Origin of the sequence: Rhizobium rhizoryzae (assembly GCF_011046895.1) — a bacterium.
GTDB lineage: Bacteria > Pseudomonadota > Alphaproteobacteria > Rhizobiales > Rhizobiaceae > Neorhizobium > Neorhizobium rhizoryzae.
The window spans coordinates 2,693,844-2,712,710 of the sequence record NZ_CP049250.1 but is presented as its reverse complement, the minus strand read 5'-3'; the positions used below and the strand labels follow the sequence as shown (position 1 = coordinate 2,712,710).

Here is an 18,867-nt window from a genome sequence, read left to right as displayed (position 1 = left end):
CTGCCCAACCGATTTAAGTGACCAAGAATGCAAGCGCTCGGAGAGGTAAAGGGTCGCTGCGGGCAGCGACCCTTCATAATCATTATGCAGAGTAGTACATGTCAAACTCGACCGGATGCGGCGTCATTTCGAAACGCATGACTTCCTGCATCTTCAGTTCGATGTAAGCGTCGATCTGGTCGTCATCGAACACGCCGCCGGCGGTCAGGAACTTGCGATCCTTGTCCAGGCTTTCGAGCGCTTCACGCAACGAACCGCAAACCGTTGGGATCTTCTTCAACTCCTTCGGCGGCAGGTCATACAGGTCCTTGTCCATGGCCTTGCCAGGATGGATCTTGTTCTTGATACCGTCGAGGCCGGCCATCAACATTGCAGCGAAGCCGAGATACGGGTTCTGAGCCGGATCCGGGAAACGAACTTCTACGCGCTTGGACTTGGGGCCTGTTCCGAATGGAATACGGCAGGAAGCAGAGCGGTTGCGAGCCGAGTAGGCCAGCAAGACCGGCGCTTCATAGCCTGGAACCAGACGCTTGTAGGAGTTGGTTGTCGGGTTGGTGAAGGCGTTGATTGCCTTGGCATGCTTGATGATGCCACCGATGTAGTACAAGCAGCTCTCGGAAAGACCGGCATACTCGTCGCCAGCAAAGGTTGGCTTGCCGTCTTTCCAGATCGACTGGTGTACGTGCATGCCCGAACCGTTATCGCCATAGATTGGCTTTGGCATGAAGGTAGCGGTCTTGCCATAAGCATTGGCGACCTGATGCACGACATACTTGTAGATCTGCATCTTGTCGGCATTGCGAACCAGCGTATCGAACTTCACGCCAAGCTCATGCTGCGCAGCCGCTACTTCGTGGTGATGCTTTTCTACGACGACGCCCATTTCGGCGAGAACCGTCAGCATTTCGGAGCGCATGTCCTGAAGGCTGTCGACCGGCGGAACCGGGAAGTAGCCGCCCTTGACGCGCGGGCGATGGCCAAGGTTGCCGGTCTCGTAATCTGTGTCGTCGTTGGATGGCAGTTCCGAGGAATCGAGCTTGAAGCCCGTATTGTATGGATCAGCCTTGTACTTCACATCATCGAAGATGAAGAATTCCGGCTCAGGTCCGACGAAAACCGTGTCGCCGATGCCAGACGCCTTGAGGTATGCCTCGGCCTTCTTGGCTGTGCCGCGTGGGTCGCGGTTATAGGCTTCGCCGGAAACCGGATCCAGAATGTCGCAGATCACGACCATGGTGGACTGGGCGAAGAAGGGGTCCATGTGTACTGTTGCCGGATCGGGCATCAGTACCATGTCGGATTCGTTGATTGCTTTCCAGCCGCCAATGGAGGAACCATCGAACATGACGCCATCGGCGAACATGTCCTCGTCGACGGCTACGACGTCCATCGTGACGTGATGCAGCTTACCCTTGGGGTCGGTAAAGCGCAGGTCCACGAACTTGACGTCATTCTCCTTGATCTGCTTCATGATGTCGCTTGCGGTCGTCATGGAATCTCCCATTAATCAATATGTTAGTCGTTTGCCCGGCTCTAGTCGGCCGGGTTTGTCAGATTGCGTCTACACCAGTTTCGCCGGTGCGGATGCGAACAACTTCTTCAACGTTGGAGACGAAGATCTTGCCATCGCCAATGCGTCCAGTTTGAGCCGCGTTGCGGATCGCATCGATCACCGCATCCACGTTTTCATCAGCCAGCACCACTTCCACCTTAACCTTCGGAAGGAAGTCAACAACATACTCAGCGCCGCGATAAAGCTCGGTATGCCCCTTCTGGCGACCGAAACCCTTCGCTTCCGTTACTGTAATGCCCTGCAGCCCGACCTCTTGAAGCGCTTCTTTGACTTCGTCCAGTTTGAAAGGCTTGATGATCGCTTCAATCTTCTTCATGAGAAAATAACTCTCCGCTTCTCCCTCGAAAACGGGTGATGCCCGTTTGCCCAACTAGATGCACGTAGCGTGCCAACCGCATGGAGCGGCAAAGAATTTTTGGTTCCGGATCTAGAACCCTCCTCCTGCTTGATTGCAGGCTATGGTTTCACGATGCACAATGCAAGGGGAAGCTGGTGAGAGAGGGTTAGTCCGAAAGTGCACACGAAAGTCGCATTTAAGCGAGTTTAAAAAATATGCAAAAGCACAAAAAATCATCTTAAATTGGGACCTCGTTTGACGTTCAAGAATGAAAACTTGGGGAAATGCTCAAAGATGCTGCGTGATGAGACAATCCTGTTCACGACCGAGGAGGCTGCAGCCGCTGATGCGGATTCGGTAGGGCGTGGAATTGAGATCGCTGCTCTTATGGAACGGGCGGGTTATGCCGTGGCTGCATCCGCACTTCGGCACTTTCCAGAGGCTCGGAAGATCGCAGTTCTTTGTGGCCCGGGTAACAATGGCGGCGATGGTTATGTCGCTGCCAAGGTTCTCGCTAGCCATGGATGCAATGTCGCCGTTTTTTCCTGGGGAAGGTCGAGCGTTGAGGGGGCGGCGAGAGATGCACGAGAGCGGTGCCCGCTGCCGATAGAACCCATTTCCGCCTACGCTCCTGAACGAGATGATCTGGTCATCGATGCCTTGTTTGGTGCTGGATTGACACGACCTTTGCCCGAGCCTGTCCAGACCCTGATCGAGGCTGTGAAGCTTGCCGATGCGTCGGTCCTGGCGGTTGATCTTCCAACCGGCATCTGCGGGAATCAAGGGCGCATGCGGGGTGCGGCGTTCGATGCCGATGTCACCGTCACATTCGAGGCTCGCAAGCCGGGACATCTGTTGATGCCGGGCCGCGCATTCTGCGGCACAGTGGAGGTCGCGTCGATCGGCATGCCAAGACGGATCGTCGAGCAACATGCCCGATCAGTCTCGGTCAACAATCCGAAAGCCTGGCAAATCGAATACCCCTTGATTGAAGCCAATACGCATAAGTACCGTCGCGGGCATCTGGCCGTATTTTCCGGGGGACGCAGCCATACCGGAGCCGCACGTCTCGCCGCTGCCGCAGGCCTTCATGCCGGGGCAGGGCTCGTCACGGTGGGCGTTCCGCCGGATGCACTCGATGTCGCTGCCGCATCGCTGACCGCGGTCATGGTCCGGTCTGTCAGTTCGCGACTGGACGTGGAGCAGTGGCTCTCCGAGGCCAAGATCCACGCCTGCGTTATCGGCCCTGGATTTGGTGTCGGAGAGACGATTCGGGACTACATCGAAGTCCTGGCTGCCAAGCCCTGCGTTATCGATGCCGACGCAATCACGTCCTTCTCGTCTAATCCCGGGCAGCTGTTCGCGACATTCAAGAACATCGGAAGTCCATATATTCTGACGCCTCATGAAGGCGAGTTCGCACGGCTGTTTCCGGATCTGGCTCGAAATGACAGCCTGGGCAAGATAGAGCGTGCCAGACTTGCTGCCGCCCGCTCAGGCGCAGTCGTCATCGACAAGGGACCGGACACGGTAATCGCCGCACCCGATGGACGTTGTCTGATCAATGAGAATGCGCCGCCCTGGCTGGCGACTGCGGGATCCGGAGATGTGCTGGCCGGTATTGCAGGCGCGCATTTGGCGCAGGGAATGCCCGCCTATGAGGCCGCCGCCGCGGCAGTCTGGCTTCATGCGCAAGCGGCGCAACACGCGAAAAGAGGCATGACGGCAGAGGACCTTGTCACGGCAATTCCATCCGCGCTCGAAAGCCTCAATCCCCTTTGAGCTTGTCGAAAAGCCGACGGGCACCGTTGGGTGCGTTGACTTTACCCCCTGTGATGAAGAAAGCGAAGACGTCCCGAGGGGTCTTCGCGGCCTTCCGGTTTGGGGCGTTCAGCGACAGATCGTCCGGCGTGCCGCCCTCGGCGTAGACCGAGATGCGGTCTGCCCATCGTTCGAGCTCAGGTTCCGGATAGCAGGTTTTCACATCATCGGAACCGCGCTGCAGGCGCAGATAGACGAAGTCCGACGTCACATCCGCAAACATCGGGTATTCCTCATGGTCAGCACACACTGCTGCTACGTCGTACTTTGCCAGAAGATCCACGAACGCCTCGCAACAGAAACTCGCGTGACGCGGTTCCACGACGTGGCGAAGAGGCAGGCCGTTGAGCGACTTTGGAAGGAGTTGCAGGAAGCCTTCGAAATCAGCGGGATCGAAAGCTTTCGTTGCCATGAATTGCCAGAGAATAGGCCCGAGATGAGGCCCAAGTTCGGCAATTCCCTGGTTCAGAAACTTGTCGATGGACGGGCCAGCCTCTGCCAACACCTTCCGGTTCGTGCAGTAGCGGCTGGCCTTCAACGAAAAGACAAAATGATCTGGAACCTCTGAGGCCCATTTTGCAAAGGTCTCCGGCTTCTGGCTTGAATAGTAGGTGCCATTCACCTCGATCGCCGTCAGTTCGCGGCTGGCGAACTCCAACTGCCGTTTCTTGGCCAGCTTTTCCGGATAAAACGTTCCTTCCCAAGGCTCAAACGTCCAGCCACCGATCCCGGTGCGGATTTTGCCGGTAGCTGCGCGTTGAGCTGTCATCTCGCCGTCCCCCTCAGTTCCGTCTGCTACTCTGCCGCTTCGGCCTTGACCTTACGCTGCGGTCTGCGCGTCAAAAGCTCCTTCAGGAATTGCCCGGTGTAGCTGCGCTTTTCCTTGACGATGTCTTCCGGAGGGCCGCAAGCCACAATTTCACCGCCACCGGTTCCGCCTTCGGGGCCGATGTCGATGATCCAGTCGGCAGTCTTGATGACTTCAAGGTTGTGCTCGATCACCACGACGGAATTGCCCTGGTTGACGAGTTCATGCAGCATTTCCAGTAGTTTGGCGACATCATGGAAGTGAAGCCCGGTCGTCGGTTCATCCAGTATGTAAAGTGTGCGGCCCGTGGAGCGCTTTGAAAGCTCTTTGGCCAGTTTTACGCGCTGCGCCTCGCCGCCCGAGAGCGTATTTGCCTGCTGACCAACCTTGATATAGCCGAGACCTACATCGAAAAGCGCCTGCAGCTTGTCACGGACCGCGGGCACGGCGGAGAAGAACTCGACGCCTTCCTCGACCGTCATGTCCAGAACGTCGGCAATCGACTTGCCCTTGAACAGCACGTCGAGTGTCTCTCGGTTGTAGCGCTTGCCATGGCAAACATCACAGGTCACGTACACATCTGGAAGGAAGTGCATTTCGATCTTGATGACGCCATCGCCCTGGCAGGCTTCGCATCGCCCGCCCTTGACGTTGAAGGAGAAGCGTCCCGGCTGATAGCCGCGCGCCTTTGCTTCCGGCAGGCCTGCGAACCAATCTCGGATCGGTGTGAAAGCACCGGTATAGGTGGCCGGGTTCGAACGCGGCGTGCGCCCGATCGGCGATTGGTCGATGTCGATGACCTTGTCGATGAACTCGAAACCATCGATGCGGTCGTGTTCCGCTGGAATCTCGCGAGCGCCCATAACTCTACGTGCAGCGGATTTGTAAAGCGTTTCGATGAGGAAGGTCGATTTGCCACCGCCGGAAACACCGGTCACGGCTGTAAACACGCCAAGCGGCACAGAAGCGGTGACGTTTTTCAGGTTGTTGCCCCGTGCGCCGACGACCTTGATCTCCTTGCCCTTCTTGGGCTTGCGTCGTTCTGCCGGAACCGCGACTCCAAGCTCGCCCGATAGATATTTGCCGGTGAGCGAGTTCGGGTTATCCATGATTTGCTGTGGCGTGCCTTCAGCAACCACCTTGCCGCCATGAATGCCGGCTGCCGGACCGATGTCGACAACGAAGTCGGCTGTCAGAATGGCGTCCTCGTCATGCTCGACAACCAGCACCGTATTGCCGATATCCCGAAGATGCTTCAGCGTTTCCAGCAATCGGGCGTTGTCGCGCTGATGCAATCCGATCGAGGGCTCGTCAAGCACGTAGAGAACACCCGTCAGGCCGGAACCGATCTGCGATGCGAGGCGGATACGCTGGCTTTCACCGCCGGAAAGCGTGCCGGAATTTCGCGAAAGGCTGAGATAGTCCAGCCCCACATCGTTGAGAAAGCGCAGCCGGTCGCGAATTTCCTTCAAGATACGAACAGCAATCTCGTTCTGTTTGGCATTGAGACGCGCGGGAAGATCCTCGAACCAGTCACGCGCTTTACGGATCGACATATCGGTCACCTGTCCGATATGCAGCTTGTCGATCTTGACCGCCAGGGCCTCCGGCTTCAGACGGAAACCGCCACAGGCCGGGCAGGGCGCCGCAGACATGTAGCGCTCGATTTCCTCGCGCGCCCAGGCGCTGTCTGTTTCTTTCCAGCGGCGTTCGAGGTTGGGAACGATGCCTTCGAAGGTCTTGGTCGTCTTGTAGGATCGCGCTCCATCCGCATATTGGAACTCGATCTTCTCCTCGGTCCCATGGAGGATTGCCTTCTGCGCCTTGTCCGATAGCTTCGACCACCGGTCGGAGAGCTTGAACCCGAAAACTTTGCCTAGTCCCTCAAGGGTCTGATTGTAATAGGGCGAAGAGGATTTCGCCCAGGGCGCAATCGCGCCATCCTTCAGCGTCCTGTCGGGCTCTGGAACGATCAGGTGCTCGTCCACCTTCTGCTGCGCACCAAGGCCATCACAGGTCGGGCAGGCGCCGAACGGATTGTTGAACGAGAAAAGGCGAGGTTCGATTTCCGGAATCGTAAAACCGGAGACCGGGCAGGCGAATTTCTCGGAAAACAGAACACGCTCATGCGTTTCATTGAGCGATTTATTCGCAGATCCCCCGGCTGCGGTTTCTTCCGGTGGCAAAGGCTTGTCGGCGAATTCAGCGATGGCAAGACCATCCGCCAGCTTCAGGCAAGTCTCCAGACTGTCGGCCAAACGGGCGCCGATGTCGTTGCGCACCACGACACGATCCACCACAACATCGATATCGTGCTTGTACTTCTTGTCGAGCGCCGGCACCTCGGCAATCTCATAGAACTGGCCGTCAACCTTGACGCGCTGGAAGCCCTTTTTCATCAGGTCCGCCAGCTCCTTTTTATACTCGCCCTTGCGTCCGCGCACCATTGGAGCAAGAATATAGAGGCGCGTCCCATCCCCAAGAGCGAGCACACGGTCTACCATCTGACTTACGGTCTGGCTTTCGATCGGCAGGCCGGTTGCCGGAGAGTACGGGACCCCGACGCGCGCAAACAGCAGACGCATGTAGTCATAGATCTCGGTCACCGTGCCGACGGTGGAGCGCGGGTTTTTCGACGTCGTCTTCTGTTCGATCGAGATGGCAGGAGATAGTCCGTCGATCTGGTCGACGTCCGGCTTCTGCATCATTTCCAGGAACTGGCGCGCATAGGCCGAAAGGCTCTCGACATAGCGGCGCTGACCTTCTGCATAGATGGTATCGAAAGCGAGCGAGGATTTGCCCGAACCCGAAAGGCCGGTCATCACGATCAGGCTGTTGCGCGGCAGATCGAGATCTACACCCTTGAGGTTATGCTCGCGGGCACCGCGAATGGAAATCGTCTTGAGTTCGCTCATCGTCTCTTGGCTCTGTGGGAGGTCTGGCCTCTTATCTAGTGATCTCATCGCTACTGTCGAGGCACTTTGGCATAAGTTCATATCTCGTACGCTGGCTACGTGTGATCCCGTTGACAGGATCATAACCAAATACTAGAACAAATAAAGAACAAATTTGGTTGTGGATTAAATGTATCAACATCGCGCCGATTGGGCGGATGCTTTAAGGTATTGCGCAAGCGAAATAGGAGATGCCGTTCGACCGGCAGACAAGGTGTTAAGATGGCAGGTAGCGTCAACAAGGTCATTCTGATTGGGAATGTTGGTGCCGATCCAGAAATTCGTCGCACGCAGGACGGTCGCCCGATCGCCAATCTGCGAATCGCAACCTCGGAAAGCTGGCGTGACCGCAATAGCGGCGAGCGTCGGGAAAAGACCGAGTGGCACACTGTCGTCGTCTTCAATGAGGGCCTCTGCAAGGTCGTCGAACAGTATGTGAAGAAGGGCGCCAAGCTCTACATCGAAGGCGCGCTTCAGACCCGCAAATGGCAGGACCAGAACGGCAACGACCGCTATTCGACGGAAGTCGTTCTGCAGGGCTTCAACTCCACGCTGACCATGCTTGATGGTCGCGGTGAGGGCGGTGCTGCCGGCGGTGGCTTTGGCGGCGGCCGAGGATCCTCCGGTGGTGGTGATTTTGGCGGCGGCTATGGTGACGATTACGATCGTGCGCCATCCACTTCAAGCTCAGGCTCCGGACGCGGCGGTCAGTCCTCCGGTGGCGGCGGTGGCTTCGCCCGTGATCTGGATGATGACATCCCGTTCTGAGAATAATAATCGAAAGGCGGCCGAGGTTCTCGGTCGCCTTGATTGTTTGGCCCGTCTGACCAGCTTCACCTGATCTGGTCGTGCCTCAGGTGTTGAATGCCGATTTGATACCGTCGACCACGAACTGTACGGACAGCGCAGCGAGCAACACGCCCAGCAAACGGGTGAGCAGCGCGCGCCCTGTGACGCCGAGATAGCGGTCAAGTTTTTCAGCAACGATCAGCGCCAGCAGCACAAGCAGCATGACAAAGGCAAGCATGCCAATCAGCAGCGCACGGTCCAGAGGCGCTGCAAAGGAACCTGCCAGAAGCACGGTTGCAGAAATTGCGCCGGGCCCGGCAATGAGCGGCAGGGCCAGCGGGAAAACGGCGATGTGCTGAACATGATCGATGGAAATGGCGGCCTTGGACGTCTCTTCCTTCCGCTCATTGCGCTTCTGGAAAATCATTTCGAATGAAATCCAGAACAGCAGCAGGCCGCCGGCAATACGGAAGGCGCCCATGGAGATGCCGAGTATCGAAAGGATGCCTGCACCGAAAATGGCGAACGTCGCCAGGATCCCGAAGGCAATGATCGTGCCGCGAATAGCAACCTGACGCCGTTGTATCGCATCAAGTCCCGCAGTCAGTCCGAGGAAGATCGGTGCAAGACCGGGCGGGTCGAGTGTAACCAGCAGGGTTGTGAAGGCACTCATGATATTATCGGCAGATGCCATGGTTCCCCCGTCCGCTACTCTTTATGCTCTACGCCCCGTTTAGGCGAAATGTACGCGTCGCGGAAGCGGTCTACCAGCAGATAATTGGCGCATGCTCACCGATTAACGCGTTCATCTTGTGCATTTCATGTTTGGCTTGCGCATCCATGAGGGCAAACACTATGGTCAGCTTGCCAGATAGGCCAAAAGCCTGTTCAAAACCTGCCGCAAAATTGGCGTTTGAACTGTGCATGGTCTATACACACAAGACTGATTCCGAACAGAGATCGTACCCGATTTGACTGACCAGAGCACACCCGGCGGCGGAAAGCTGCCTCCAGGCATCGAACCCATTTCCATCATGGAAGAGATGCAGCGTTCCTATCTCGACTACGCGATGAGCGTAATCGTGAGCCGGGCGCTGCCCGATGTGCGTGATGGCTTGAAGCCTGTTCATCGTCGCATTCTTTACGGCATGTCCGAACTCGGCATCGACTGGAACAAGAAATACGTCAAATGCGCCCGCGTGACCGGGGACGTGATGGGTAAATACCATCCGCACGGCAATGCCGCGATCTATGACGCATTGGCGCGCATGGCGCAGGACTGGTCGTTGCGGCTGCCACTGATTGATGGCCAGGGGAATTTCGGCTCCATCGATGGCGATCCACCGGCGGCCGAACGCTACACGGAATGCCGTCTTCAGAAGGCCGCCCATTCGCTGTTGGACGATCTCGACAAGGAAACTGTCGATTTCCGCGATAACTATGACGGTACGCTGTCGGAACCTGTCGTCGTTCCTGCGAAGTTTCCGAACCTGCTCGTCAACGGTGCAGGTGGTATCGCGGTCGGTATGGCGACCAACATTCCGCCGCATAATCTGAGCGAAGTCATTGATGGCTGTATTGCGCTGATCGATAATCCGGCGATCGAACTCCTTGATCTGATGCAGATCATTCCGGGTCCGGACTTTCCGACCGGTGCGTTGATCCTTGGCCGGTCCGGTATCCGTTCGGCCTATGAGACGGGTCGTGGTTCGGTCATCATGCGCGGCCGGGCAACGATTGAGCCGATGCGCGGCGATCGCGAGCAGATCATCATTACCGAAGTTCCCTATCAGGTGAACAAGTCGGCAATGATCGAAAAGATGGCCGAACTCGTGCGCGAAAAGCGCATTGAGGGCATCTCGGACCTTCGTGATGAGTCGGACCGTCAGGGCTACCGTGTCGTCGTCGAGCTGAAGCGTGATGCGAATGCCGAAGTCATTCTGAACCAGCTGTATCGCTACACGCCGCTTCAGACATCGTTCGGCTGCAACATGGTTGCGTTGAATGGCGGCAAGCCGGAGCAGTTGACTTTGCTCGACATGCTGCGGGCATTCGTCAGCTTCCGCGAGGAAGTCGTCAGCCGCCGCACCAAGTATCTGCTTCGCAAGGCGCGCGATCGTGCCCATGTGTTGGTTGGCCTTGCCATTTCCGTTGCCAACATTGATGAGATCATCAATCTCATCCGTCGTGCTCCCGATCCGCAGACCGCGCGCGAGCAATTGATGGAGCGCCGCTGGCCCGCCAAGGATGTGGATGCGTTGATCCGCCTGATCGACGATCCGCGCCATCGCATCAACGAAGACGGTACCTACAATCTGTCGGAAGAGCAGGCCCGCGCGATTCTTGAACTGCGCCTTGCCCGCCTGACGGCACTCGGACGCGATGAAATCGCGGACGAATTGAACAAGATTGGTGCCGAGATCAGTGATTATCTCGATATTCTCTCCTCGCGTCTGCGCATCCAGCAGATCGTCAAGGATGAACTGACCGCAGTCCGTGACGAGTTCGGCACCCCGCGCCGAACGGAGATCATGGAAGGCGGCCCGGACATGGACGATGAAGATCTCATCGCCCGGGAAGACATGGTCGTCACCGTTTCGCATCTCGGCTATATCAAGCGCGTGCCGCTGACGACCTACCGCGCCCAGCGTCGCGGTGGCAAAGGCCGTTCGGGCATGGCGACTCGCGATGAGGATTTCGTCACGCGCCTGTTCGTTGCCAATACGCACACGCCGGTACTCTTCTTCTCGTCCCGCGGTATCGTCTACAAGGAAAAGGTCTGGCGGCTCCCCATTGGCACGCCGCAGTCCCGTGGCAAGGCGCTCATCAATATGCTGCCGCTGGAGCCAGGCGAACGCATCACGACCATCATGCCATTGCCGGAGGACGAGGACAGCTGGGCAAACCTCGACGTCATGTTCTCGACAACGCGCGGGACCGTGCGTCGAAACAAGCTGTCCGATTTCATCCAGGTCAATCGCAACGGGAAGATCGCGATGAAGCTCGAGGAAGAGGGCGATGAAATCCTCTCCGTCGAGACCTGCTCTCCGCCGAATGCGGACCTCGGTCTGCCGGGCGATGACGTCCTGCTGACGACGGCCCTTGGCCAGTGCATCCGTTTCCCTGTGGAAGACGTGCGTGTCTTTGCCGGACGCAATTCCATCGGTGTCCGTGGCATTACGCTGGCAGAAGGCGACCGTCTGATTTCGATGACGATCGTCGGGCACGTCGCGGCAGAACCATGGGAGCGTGCGGCATATCTCAAGCGTTCGGCTGCGGAACGTCGTGCCGCAGGTGTCGACGAAGATGATATCGCGCTCGTCGGCGAGGAAGTGACCGAGGAAGGGCAGCTTTCGGATGAGCGTTACGAATATCTGAAAGCGCATGAACAGTTCGTTCTGACGATCTCGGAGCGTGGTTTCGGCAAGCGTTCGTCGTCCTACGATTTCCGGACATCCGGTCGTGGCGGCAAGGGGATCCGCGCAACGGATACCTCGAAGACGAACGAAATTGGCGAACTCGTTGCGGCCTTCCCGGTCGAGGACAAGGATCAGCTGATGCTCGTGTCGAACGGTGGCCAGCTCATCCGCGTTCCGGTCGATGGCATCCGCATTGCCAGCCGCGCTACCAAGGGCGTGACAATCTTCTCGACGGCGAAGGACGAGAAGGTGGTGTCGGTCGAGCGTATCAGCGAACCGGAAGGCGACGAGGCGGGCAATTTGCCTGAGGAAATCGCTGCTGAAACCGGTGACCTTGGCGCCGCACCGTCAGACAGTTCAGGCGAAGGTTCAACTACCGAGTAAGAGCCGACACCATAAAACAAAAAGAAGCCGCATCGATCTCATCGGTGCGGCTTTTTCGTTTGATAAAGACCACAGCCTCCCGAGATGCGCCTGTTGCGTTGGGAAACAAGAGAGTGCGGCAAATTGGCAAAGTCTCTGAAAACGCGACAGGAATTTTTCGAATCTTATAGACGACTCATTGACTCCACTTTCATGACACAATACTGGACAAATCGAGACAAGTTTTAGGCGCGACGTTTGCCTGGTGGTCCTTCCGATCCCGCGAACGCGCCTTTGCTTCCTCTCAGGGGTTCAGGAGAGTGTGATGGAAATTGAGAGAAATTTGGCCTCGTTGCGGCCGTTGATGTCTGGTGCTGCGGCAACAGCTGGTCTGGCAATGTCGATTGCCGGTTTGCCTGTCGTCGCCAACGCCCAGCAGGCGGCAACAAATGCGCGCACAGGTTCCGCTGCGGCAACTGATGACGAAACGGTGTTGAACCGCGTAACAGTCAGCGGCCAGGGTGGCAAGGGTCCCAATACCAACGAACGTACGACGGGCATTTCTCGGCTGTCGGCCTCTATCAAGGAAACGCCAAAGACGATCAATGTCGTGCCGGCGCAGATCATCGAAGAGCAGCGCGCCACGACGCTGGAGCAGGCACTGCGCAACGTTCCTGGCATCACGCTTTCCACGGGCGAAGGCAATGGCGGACAAAACGGCAGCCAGTTCCGTATCCGCGGTTTCCAGGCACGCAGCGATATCTATGTCGACGGCCTGCGCGATTTCGGCGTCTATTCCCGCGATACGTTCAACACGGAAGATGTTCAGGTCTTCAAAGGTCCATCTGGTGATAATTTCGGCGCTGGAAACACGGGCGGCCTGATCAACCAGAGCAGCAAAAAGGCTCGTCTCGAAAACTTCACGAAGGTCGACCAGTCCGTCGGGACAGGACCGACCTACCGCACGACCGTCGACACAAATTACCAGATCAATGATACGACGGCGATCCGCTTCAACGGCGTCTACCACAAGCAGGATGTCGCAGACCGCGATAACGTGACCTCGGATCGTCGTGGCTTCGGCGTCGATTTCGGCATGGGTATCGGCACCGAGACGGAATGGCATCTGAGCTACAGCTATTTGCATGGCGATGGTGTTCCGGACTACGGGCAGCCGATGGTGCAGGGCTCGAATGGCATCTATCTTCCAGCCGCGGAGTATGGCTTCGATCCGTCGATCTCCTATGTGCGCTCGACCAACAAGGACGTCACCAACAACCATATGCTGGGGTCATCCTTCCGTTCGGAACTGACGGACTGGTTGACAATCACGAACGACACGCGGTTGACGATCTATGATCGTGATTTCGGTGGAACGGTTCCAGGCTCGTGCTCTGCGGCTTGCGCAACAAACTTCTTCCGTGGAAATCGTGCTGCGACCTATACGCTGGGTGCAGGTGGTGGTCTGACCTACGATCAGGAAGGTTGGGCGATCCAGAACGTCACGGCAGCACAGATGGAGTTTGAAACGGGGTCCGTTCGCCATAAGGCCGTTGTGGGTCTCGATGTCAGCTTCCAGAACGACGAACGCGTCAACGGTTCCTGGCCGACCTGGACGAACCGCAATATCGAGTCCCTGTTCAATCCGCGCTACTATTACAATTTCTCGCCGGTCTTTGATTATGCCGGAAAGCGTACGCTTGATGCGACGAATGTCGGCTTCTTCGTCAGCGATCGCGCCTATCTTACTGATGAGTTCTCGGTTCTCGGCGGTTTGCGCATCGATTACTTCAAGACAGAGCTGGAGCAGAGCGGCGCCTCCGCTTCGCAGAGCGATACGGCATATAATCCATCTGCTGGTGTCGTCTGGGAGCCGAACAAGAATCTGTCGCTCTACGCATCCTTCGCTCGTACCCATAAGCCGGTCTCCACCGATATTGCGGCTCTGACAGGCAATGCCGCAGAACTGCCGTCGAGCAGCTCTCCGCTGTCGCCGGAGCGTTCGGACACGTGGGAAATTGGCGGAAAGGTTGATCTTCTGGATGGCAAGCTCGGTTTGACGGGCGCGATCTTCCAGGTCGACAAGGACAATTCCTACAACGAAGTGACCGGTCTTCCAGCCGGTGCAGGCGACGCGGCAACCGGTCGCCGGGTTCGCGGTTTCGAAGCTGGCCTCAGCGGTGAGGTGACAGACAAGTGGTCCGTCTTCGCCAATTACGCCTTCCTGGACGGTGAGATCACCGAGTCTGCTACGGTTGCGCAGATCGGTAATGAAGCGCCAAACGTGTCCAAGCATAACTTCAACCTGTGGACCACCTATACGATTGCAGAAGAGATTTCGGCTGCTCTTCCAGGCAAGCTCAAGGTCGGCGGCGGCTTCCTCTATGCAAGCTCCTACTGGCTGGACACGGCAAACACCCAGAAGATCCCGAACGCCTTCTCGCTGGATGCTCTGGTGTCCTACGAAACCGATAAATTCCGCGTCTCCCTCAATGGCTATAACCTGACGGATCACCAGAATTATCAGTCGGGGCAGGGCGGTCGCGCCGTTCCGTCGTCGGGCCGGACGTTCATGCTGACCGTCGGCACCACCTTCTGATCATCGGACAGAGACAACAATATGCGATGCGCTGCCTGACGGTGGCGCATCGTCTTTGCATGACAGGATGAAATACCATGTTGCTTCAGGTCCCAGATGTCCTGACGAAGGAAGAATTGAACCATTGCCGCGCCGTTCTTGAGGGTTCGCAATGGGTCGATGGAAAGGTCACTGCTGGTGATCAGGCGGCGAAAGCCAAGAACAATCTGCAGATCCCCGTCGAGAGCGAAGAGGCGCGTGCGCTGGGCGAACTGGTTCTCAATGCGCTGGGCAGAAACCCGACCTTCAACTCTGCCGCCTTGCCGCTTCGCGTTCTCCCCCCGATGTTCAATCGCTATGACGTCGGTATGACTTTCGGAGCGCATGTGGATAATTCCATTCGCACCATCCCCGGTTCCGGCGGAATGCGGATGCGCGCTGACGTATCCACGACGATTTTTCTGACCGATCCGGATGAATATGATGGCGGTGAACTCGTCATCGAAGACACGTTCGGCACCCACGCGGTCAAACTTCCAGCCGGCCATATGGTCGTCTATCCCTCGTCCAGCCTTCACCGGGTCGTGCCGATCACGCGCGGCAGTCGCTGGGGATGCTTCTTCTGGACCCAGTCCATGGTGAAGGATGATGGTCTGCGCGCGATGCTCTATGACCTGGACGTCTCGATTATCCAGACGCGCCAGCAACTTGGTGATGACAATCCGGCCGTGCTTGGTCTGGTCAATCATTACCATAATCTTCTACGGCGCTGGGCGGAACTGTGACGGCAGAGAGTCATGAGACGCTGGTAGAGGTGCAACTCGCGCTCGCACAGGTGCATCTAGATCGCCAGGAATATGAAAGTGCGCTGGATCTGCTGCGTGCGGCGGCGCGGGCCAAAGACGCGCGTGCCATCAATATGCTGGGTCGGGCCTATGAGCGAGGCTGGGGTGTGCCTCCAGACTGCTCAACTGCCGCAGCCTATTACCAAGAAGCGGCGGATCTGGGCGACGTCTGGGCGAAGTTCAATCTGGCCGATCTCTTCCTGCGTGGGGATGGCGTGGAGCGGGATGAAGCCGCAGCCTACGCCCTTTACGCGGATGCAGCCCGGCAAGGGCATGCAAAGTCCCTCAACATGCTTGGGCTACTCCACGAAGATGGTCGCACAGTCGCGCCGGATGAAAACATTGCGCTTGAATTCTATCGCGCGGGTGCCGCGCAAGGCGATTGCTGGGCGCACCTGAATGCAGCCAGAATTCTGGTGGCGAAGGGCAGCCATGATGGTGCATTCGATCTTATCGAAAGGTCGGTATCATTCGGCTTTCCGGATTTCTGGCAACAACTGCAAGCAGCACTTTCGTGTTTCAAAGGCGCACGTGCGGATGCACTAAAGGCACGTCTTGATATGCTGCTGGCAGAGAAGGTGCTGCGGTGATGGCTGTTCCGGACGATACCGTTTCACTGCTTGATTATGAGCGCCACTTTCGCGCACGGATCGATCCGGCAATCGGGTCCTACATCAATGGCCCTGCTGGAGACGGACAGACGAAACGCGCGAACCGCGAGGCTTTCGAGCGTCATCGTCTGATGCCCAGCGTCTTGGCAGACATGCGCGGCGCTTCCGCGAAATCAGTCCTCCTCGGTGCGGAGATGGCCTATCCCATCCTTCTGGCTCCGACTGCCTATCATCAGCTTGTGCACCCGCAAGGAGAGCTGGCGACTGTTGAGGCGGCAGGCCTGACCAGAACAGTGATGACGGTCAGCCTGCTTTCAAGTGTCAGGCTGGAAGCGATCGCAAAACGGTCGATAACGCCGCTTTGGTTTCAGCTCTATCTTCAGCGGAGACGAGAGGAAACGCTGTCACTGGTCCGGCGGGCGGAAGAAGCCGGTTACCGCGCTCTCGTCGTCACGGTAGATGCGCCGGTCAATGGAATGCGGAATGCGCAGGCGAGGGCTGGCTTCAAACTTCCGATGCAGATCCGACCGGTCAATCTGGATGGGCTGGAAGGCTCCGCTCCGGTTCGGGCTGTCAATGGCAGCCCCGTGTTTCAAGGCATGCTCGATGAAGCGGCTCGATGGGAGGATATTGCGTGGCTGAGGGATAATTGTCGCCTACCGCTCATCTTGAAAGGCATCCTCAATCCGCACGATGCGCTACGTGCCGTCGAAGTCGGCGTCGATGCTCTCGTAGTGTCCAACCACGGCGGTCGTATACTGGATGGCCTGCCCGCCAGCCTTGATGTCTTGCCGCTGATTGCTGACCGGCTCGATGGACGAGTTCCACTCATCCTTGATGGTGGCATTCGTCGCGGGACGGATATCGTCAAGGCTCTGGCTCTCGGGGCATCGGCCGTCATGGTGGGTGAGCCGGTCCTGCACGCCCTCCACATTGGCGGTATGCCGGGGGTTGCTCACATGCTGACTGTTCTGCAGACAGAGTTCGAAGTGGCGATGGCTCTTCTCGGCAAAGCTTCGCTTGCCGAAATCAATCGTTCGATGCTCTTCTAACCTCATATGGATGAGTCGAGGAAAAACCAGTGGTCGATATTCGCGTGAAGACGAGAGAAACCGGAGCGACGTCTGTCTTGGGCGTGCGGGGGCGCGCAAGCTTGCGAACGGTGACCGGCGGCGAACTCGAGGTGGTCGCTGGCGTTTCGGAGGCTGGCTTCAATCCGCTTGATCTTCTGTATTCTTCGCTCGCGGCCTGTCTGGTGCTCAGCGTCAAGGGGGCAGTGATCAAGCTGCAAATGCTGGATCGGTTTGTGAGCGTCGAAGCAATCGTCACCGGAGAGAAGGCGCATGATGAGCCTTCCCGCGTCGAAAGTATCACAGCCACACTGAATATCTCAGGTGACTATGATGAAAGCCAGCGCCACGAAATCGCGACGCTGGCGAAACATCTTTGCACGATCAGCAATACGCTTGCCGCCGCTCCACCCATTCAGTTGCAGGTCAATTCGGCAGCATAAACATTTTAGCGACTGCCAATCGATTTTGCTTAATCCTCATCGGGAATGAGGCTGTCGATACCCAGCAGCGTGAGCTCGTTGACGACTTTTCCAACACCTGGTACGCGCTTGACATGCGCCACGAGCTTGCGTGCGGTCTGCGCGTCATCGACCTCGCCCTCAATGGTCACAGTGGTCCCGTCGGCGCGAATGTCGATGGTTTCCATGGCAACAAGGTCGAGCTCTTCGATTGCATCACTGACCCGCTCTTCCAGATCGTCGCTCAGCTCCATTCCTTTTGTGGCCGGAGTGGTGCGATCGGTGACACCTTCTTCCAGACCGGTTTCATCGGCACTATCCACCTGGAAGCCTTTGTTGCGCTCGCGGTCGAAATTCGCAGCCGTATCGCCATAGGCGGCGTTGCCAACAGGCGGTGCGGTCGCACCGGCCTGATCCGCATAGGGCCAACCGTCGTCGATGTTGCGGGTGTCGTAATCGCGGTAATCTTCCTCGCGGGAAATGTCGTTGACCGATTTCTTGGCGGGCATGATGAGACCTCCTGAGTTTGCTCAGCCGCACAACGTACAGAAGGCGTTATGGTTCTCATTCTTCAGCGGACAGAATGCTTTTCCCATTTCTTCAGCAGCCGGTCCCGTTTGAGACGGGAAAGTTTCCGGATCCAGAATATGCCGTCCAGCTGGTCAATTTCGTGCTGGATACAGGTGGCGAGAAACCCCTCCGCATGATCCGTGAAAATCTGTCCTTCGAGATCCTGATAGCGGAATTCGATGCGGGAGGGCCTTTCCACATCGTCCGTCATGCCGGGCATGGACACGCTTCCCTCCGTGAAACGCTGGAGATCGCCGGAAGCTGAAACAATTTCGGGATTGATATGGATGTACAGCGGCTGGTCAGGCGCAAGCTGAATGACCGAAACGCGCTGATCCACCCCGATATGCGCAGCCGTGATTCCGACGCCCGGTGCTGCTCTCATCGTATCCAGCAGGTCGTCGCACAGGTTCTTCAACTGGGCGTCAAAAGAGCTAACGCGGGCACAGGGCCGCGAAAGCAGCGGGTCGGGGTAACGAAGAATCGTGCGTACAGCCATCGTATCTACAAATTGGTCTTTGTTAATCTGCGGTCGATATCTGTTAGCACGTCCAATGCATGACGGGCAGGCTTTCCGGCAAAGATCATCATTATGCCAGCTTCGCCTATCCATTTGTTGACAATCAACTTTTCGCAGCCATTCTGCCGACTCGGGCGGATCCACTTCG

15 protein-coding genes are annotated in these 18,867 nt (G+C 57.3%); 8 read left to right on the top strand and 7 right to left on the bottom strand.

The features are described 5' to 3' along the window. Positions 1-82: 82 nt before the first annotated feature. Together glnA and G6N80_RS18895 are read right to left on the bottom strand one after the other, a co-directional pair. Positions 83-1,492, bottom strand: coding sequence for a type I glutamate--ammonia ligase (gene glnA / locus G6N80_RS18900; RefSeq protein WP_062554526.1), 1,410 nt, complete (start codon positions 1,490-1,492; stop codon positions 83-85). Positions 1,493-1,550: 58 nt separating this feature from the next. Further along, positions 1,551-1,889, bottom strand: a complete 339-nt coding sequence (locus G6N80_RS18895) for a P-II family nitrogen regulator (RefSeq protein WP_062554525.1) — start codon at positions 1,887-1,889, stop codon at positions 1,551-1,553. Between the two features lie 315 nt (positions 1,890-2,204). Between G6N80_RS18895 and G6N80_RS18890 the strand changes: the two genes are divergently transcribed. Next, positions 2,205-3,692 carry an NAD(P)H-hydrate dehydratase gene (locus tag G6N80_RS18890; protein ID WP_165136047.1) on the top strand — a complete coding sequence of 496 codons (1,488 nt, stop codon included), beginning with the start codon at positions 2,205-2,207 and terminating at the stop codon, positions 3,690-3,692. On the opposite strand, the gene G6N80_RS18885 is transcribed toward G6N80_RS18890, so the two are convergent. Both G6N80_RS18885 and uvrA read right to left on the bottom strand, forming a co-directional pair. Then, on the bottom strand, positions 3,679-4,500 hold the full coding sequence (locus G6N80_RS18885) for a DUF72 domain-containing protein (protein WP_062554523.1): 822 nt from the start codon (positions 4,498-4,500) through the stop codon (positions 3,679-3,681). The genes G6N80_RS18890 and G6N80_RS18885 overlap by 14 nt on opposite strands. 26 nt (positions 4,501-4,526) lie before the next feature. After that, positions 4,527-7,454, bottom strand: a complete 2,928-nt coding sequence (uvrA, locus tag G6N80_RS18880; RefSeq protein ID WP_165136044.1) for an excinuclease ABC subunit UvrA — start codon at positions 7,452-7,454, stop codon at positions 4,527-4,529. A 261-nt stretch (positions 7,455-7,715) separates the two neighbouring features. Here uvrA and G6N80_RS18875 point away from each other — a divergent pair, with 261 nt between their 5' ends. Then, positions 7,716-8,261, top strand: coding sequence for a single-stranded DNA-binding protein (locus G6N80_RS18875; RefSeq protein ID WP_165136041.1), 546 nt, complete (start codon positions 7,716-7,718; stop codon positions 8,259-8,261). Between the two features lie 85 nt (positions 8,262-8,346). Here the strand turns inward: G6N80_RS18875 and G6N80_RS18870 are convergent, their stop codons facing one another. Further along, on the bottom strand, positions 8,347-8,976 hold the full coding sequence (locus G6N80_RS18870; RefSeq protein WP_062554520.1) for a MarC family protein: 630 nt from the start codon (positions 8,974-8,976) through the stop codon (positions 8,347-8,349). A gap of 277 nt (positions 8,977-9,253) precedes the next feature. Here G6N80_RS18870 and gyrA point away from each other — a divergent pair, with 277 nt between their 5' ends. From gyrA to G6N80_RS18840, 6 genes are all read left to right on the top strand, one after another. Then, the gene (gyrA, locus tag G6N80_RS18865) at positions 9,254-12,085 is read left to right on the top strand and encodes a DNA gyrase subunit A (RefSeq protein WP_062554519.1); all 2,832 of its coding nucleotides are present in this window, start codon (positions 9,254-9,256) and stop codon (positions 12,083-12,085) included. Between the two features lie 304 nt (positions 12,086-12,389). Further along, on the top strand, positions 12,390-14,663 hold the full coding sequence (locus G6N80_RS18860) for a TonB-dependent receptor (protein WP_062554518.1): 2,274 nt from the start codon (positions 12,390-12,392) through the stop codon (positions 14,661-14,663). A 77-nt stretch (positions 14,664-14,740) separates the two neighbouring features. Next, entirely contained in the window at positions 14,741-15,427 is a 687-nt protein-coding gene (locus G6N80_RS18855) for a Fe2+-dependent dioxygenase (RefSeq protein ID WP_165136038.1), read from the top strand. Continuing rightward, positions 15,424-16,077 carry a tetratricopeptide repeat protein gene (locus tag G6N80_RS18850; RefSeq protein WP_165136035.1) on the top strand — a complete coding sequence of 218 codons (654 nt, stop codon included), beginning with the start codon at positions 15,424-15,426 and terminating at the stop codon, positions 16,075-16,077. Before G6N80_RS18855 ends, G6N80_RS18850 begins: the two co-directional genes overlap by 4 nt. Then, complete coding sequence (locus G6N80_RS18845) at positions 16,077-17,150, top strand: alpha-hydroxy acid oxidase (RefSeq protein WP_165136032.1); 1,074 nt, start codon at positions 16,077-16,079, stop codon at positions 17,148-17,150. Before G6N80_RS18850 ends, G6N80_RS18845 begins: the two co-directional genes overlap by 1 nt. Positions 17,151-17,179: 29 nt before the next feature. Beyond that, positions 17,180-17,611, top strand: coding sequence for an OsmC family protein (locus tag G6N80_RS18840; RefSeq protein WP_165136029.1), 432 nt, complete (start codon positions 17,180-17,182; stop codon positions 17,609-17,611). A gap of 29 nt (positions 17,612-17,640) precedes the next feature. Here the strand turns inward: G6N80_RS18840 and G6N80_RS18835 are convergent, their stop codons facing one another. Both G6N80_RS18835 and G6N80_RS18830 read right to left on the bottom strand, forming a co-directional pair. Further along, complete coding sequence (locus G6N80_RS18835) at positions 17,641-18,138, bottom strand: BON domain-containing protein (RefSeq protein WP_062554513.1); 498 nt, start codon at positions 18,136-18,138, stop codon at positions 17,641-17,643. A gap of 62 nt (positions 18,139-18,200) precedes the next feature. Then, positions 18,201-18,698 (bottom strand): peptide deformylase, encoded by a 498-nt coding sequence (locus tag G6N80_RS18830; protein WP_165136026.1) that lies wholly within the window; start codon positions 18,696-18,698, stop codon positions 18,201-18,203. Between the last annotated feature and the right edge of the window lie 169 nt (positions 18,699-18,867).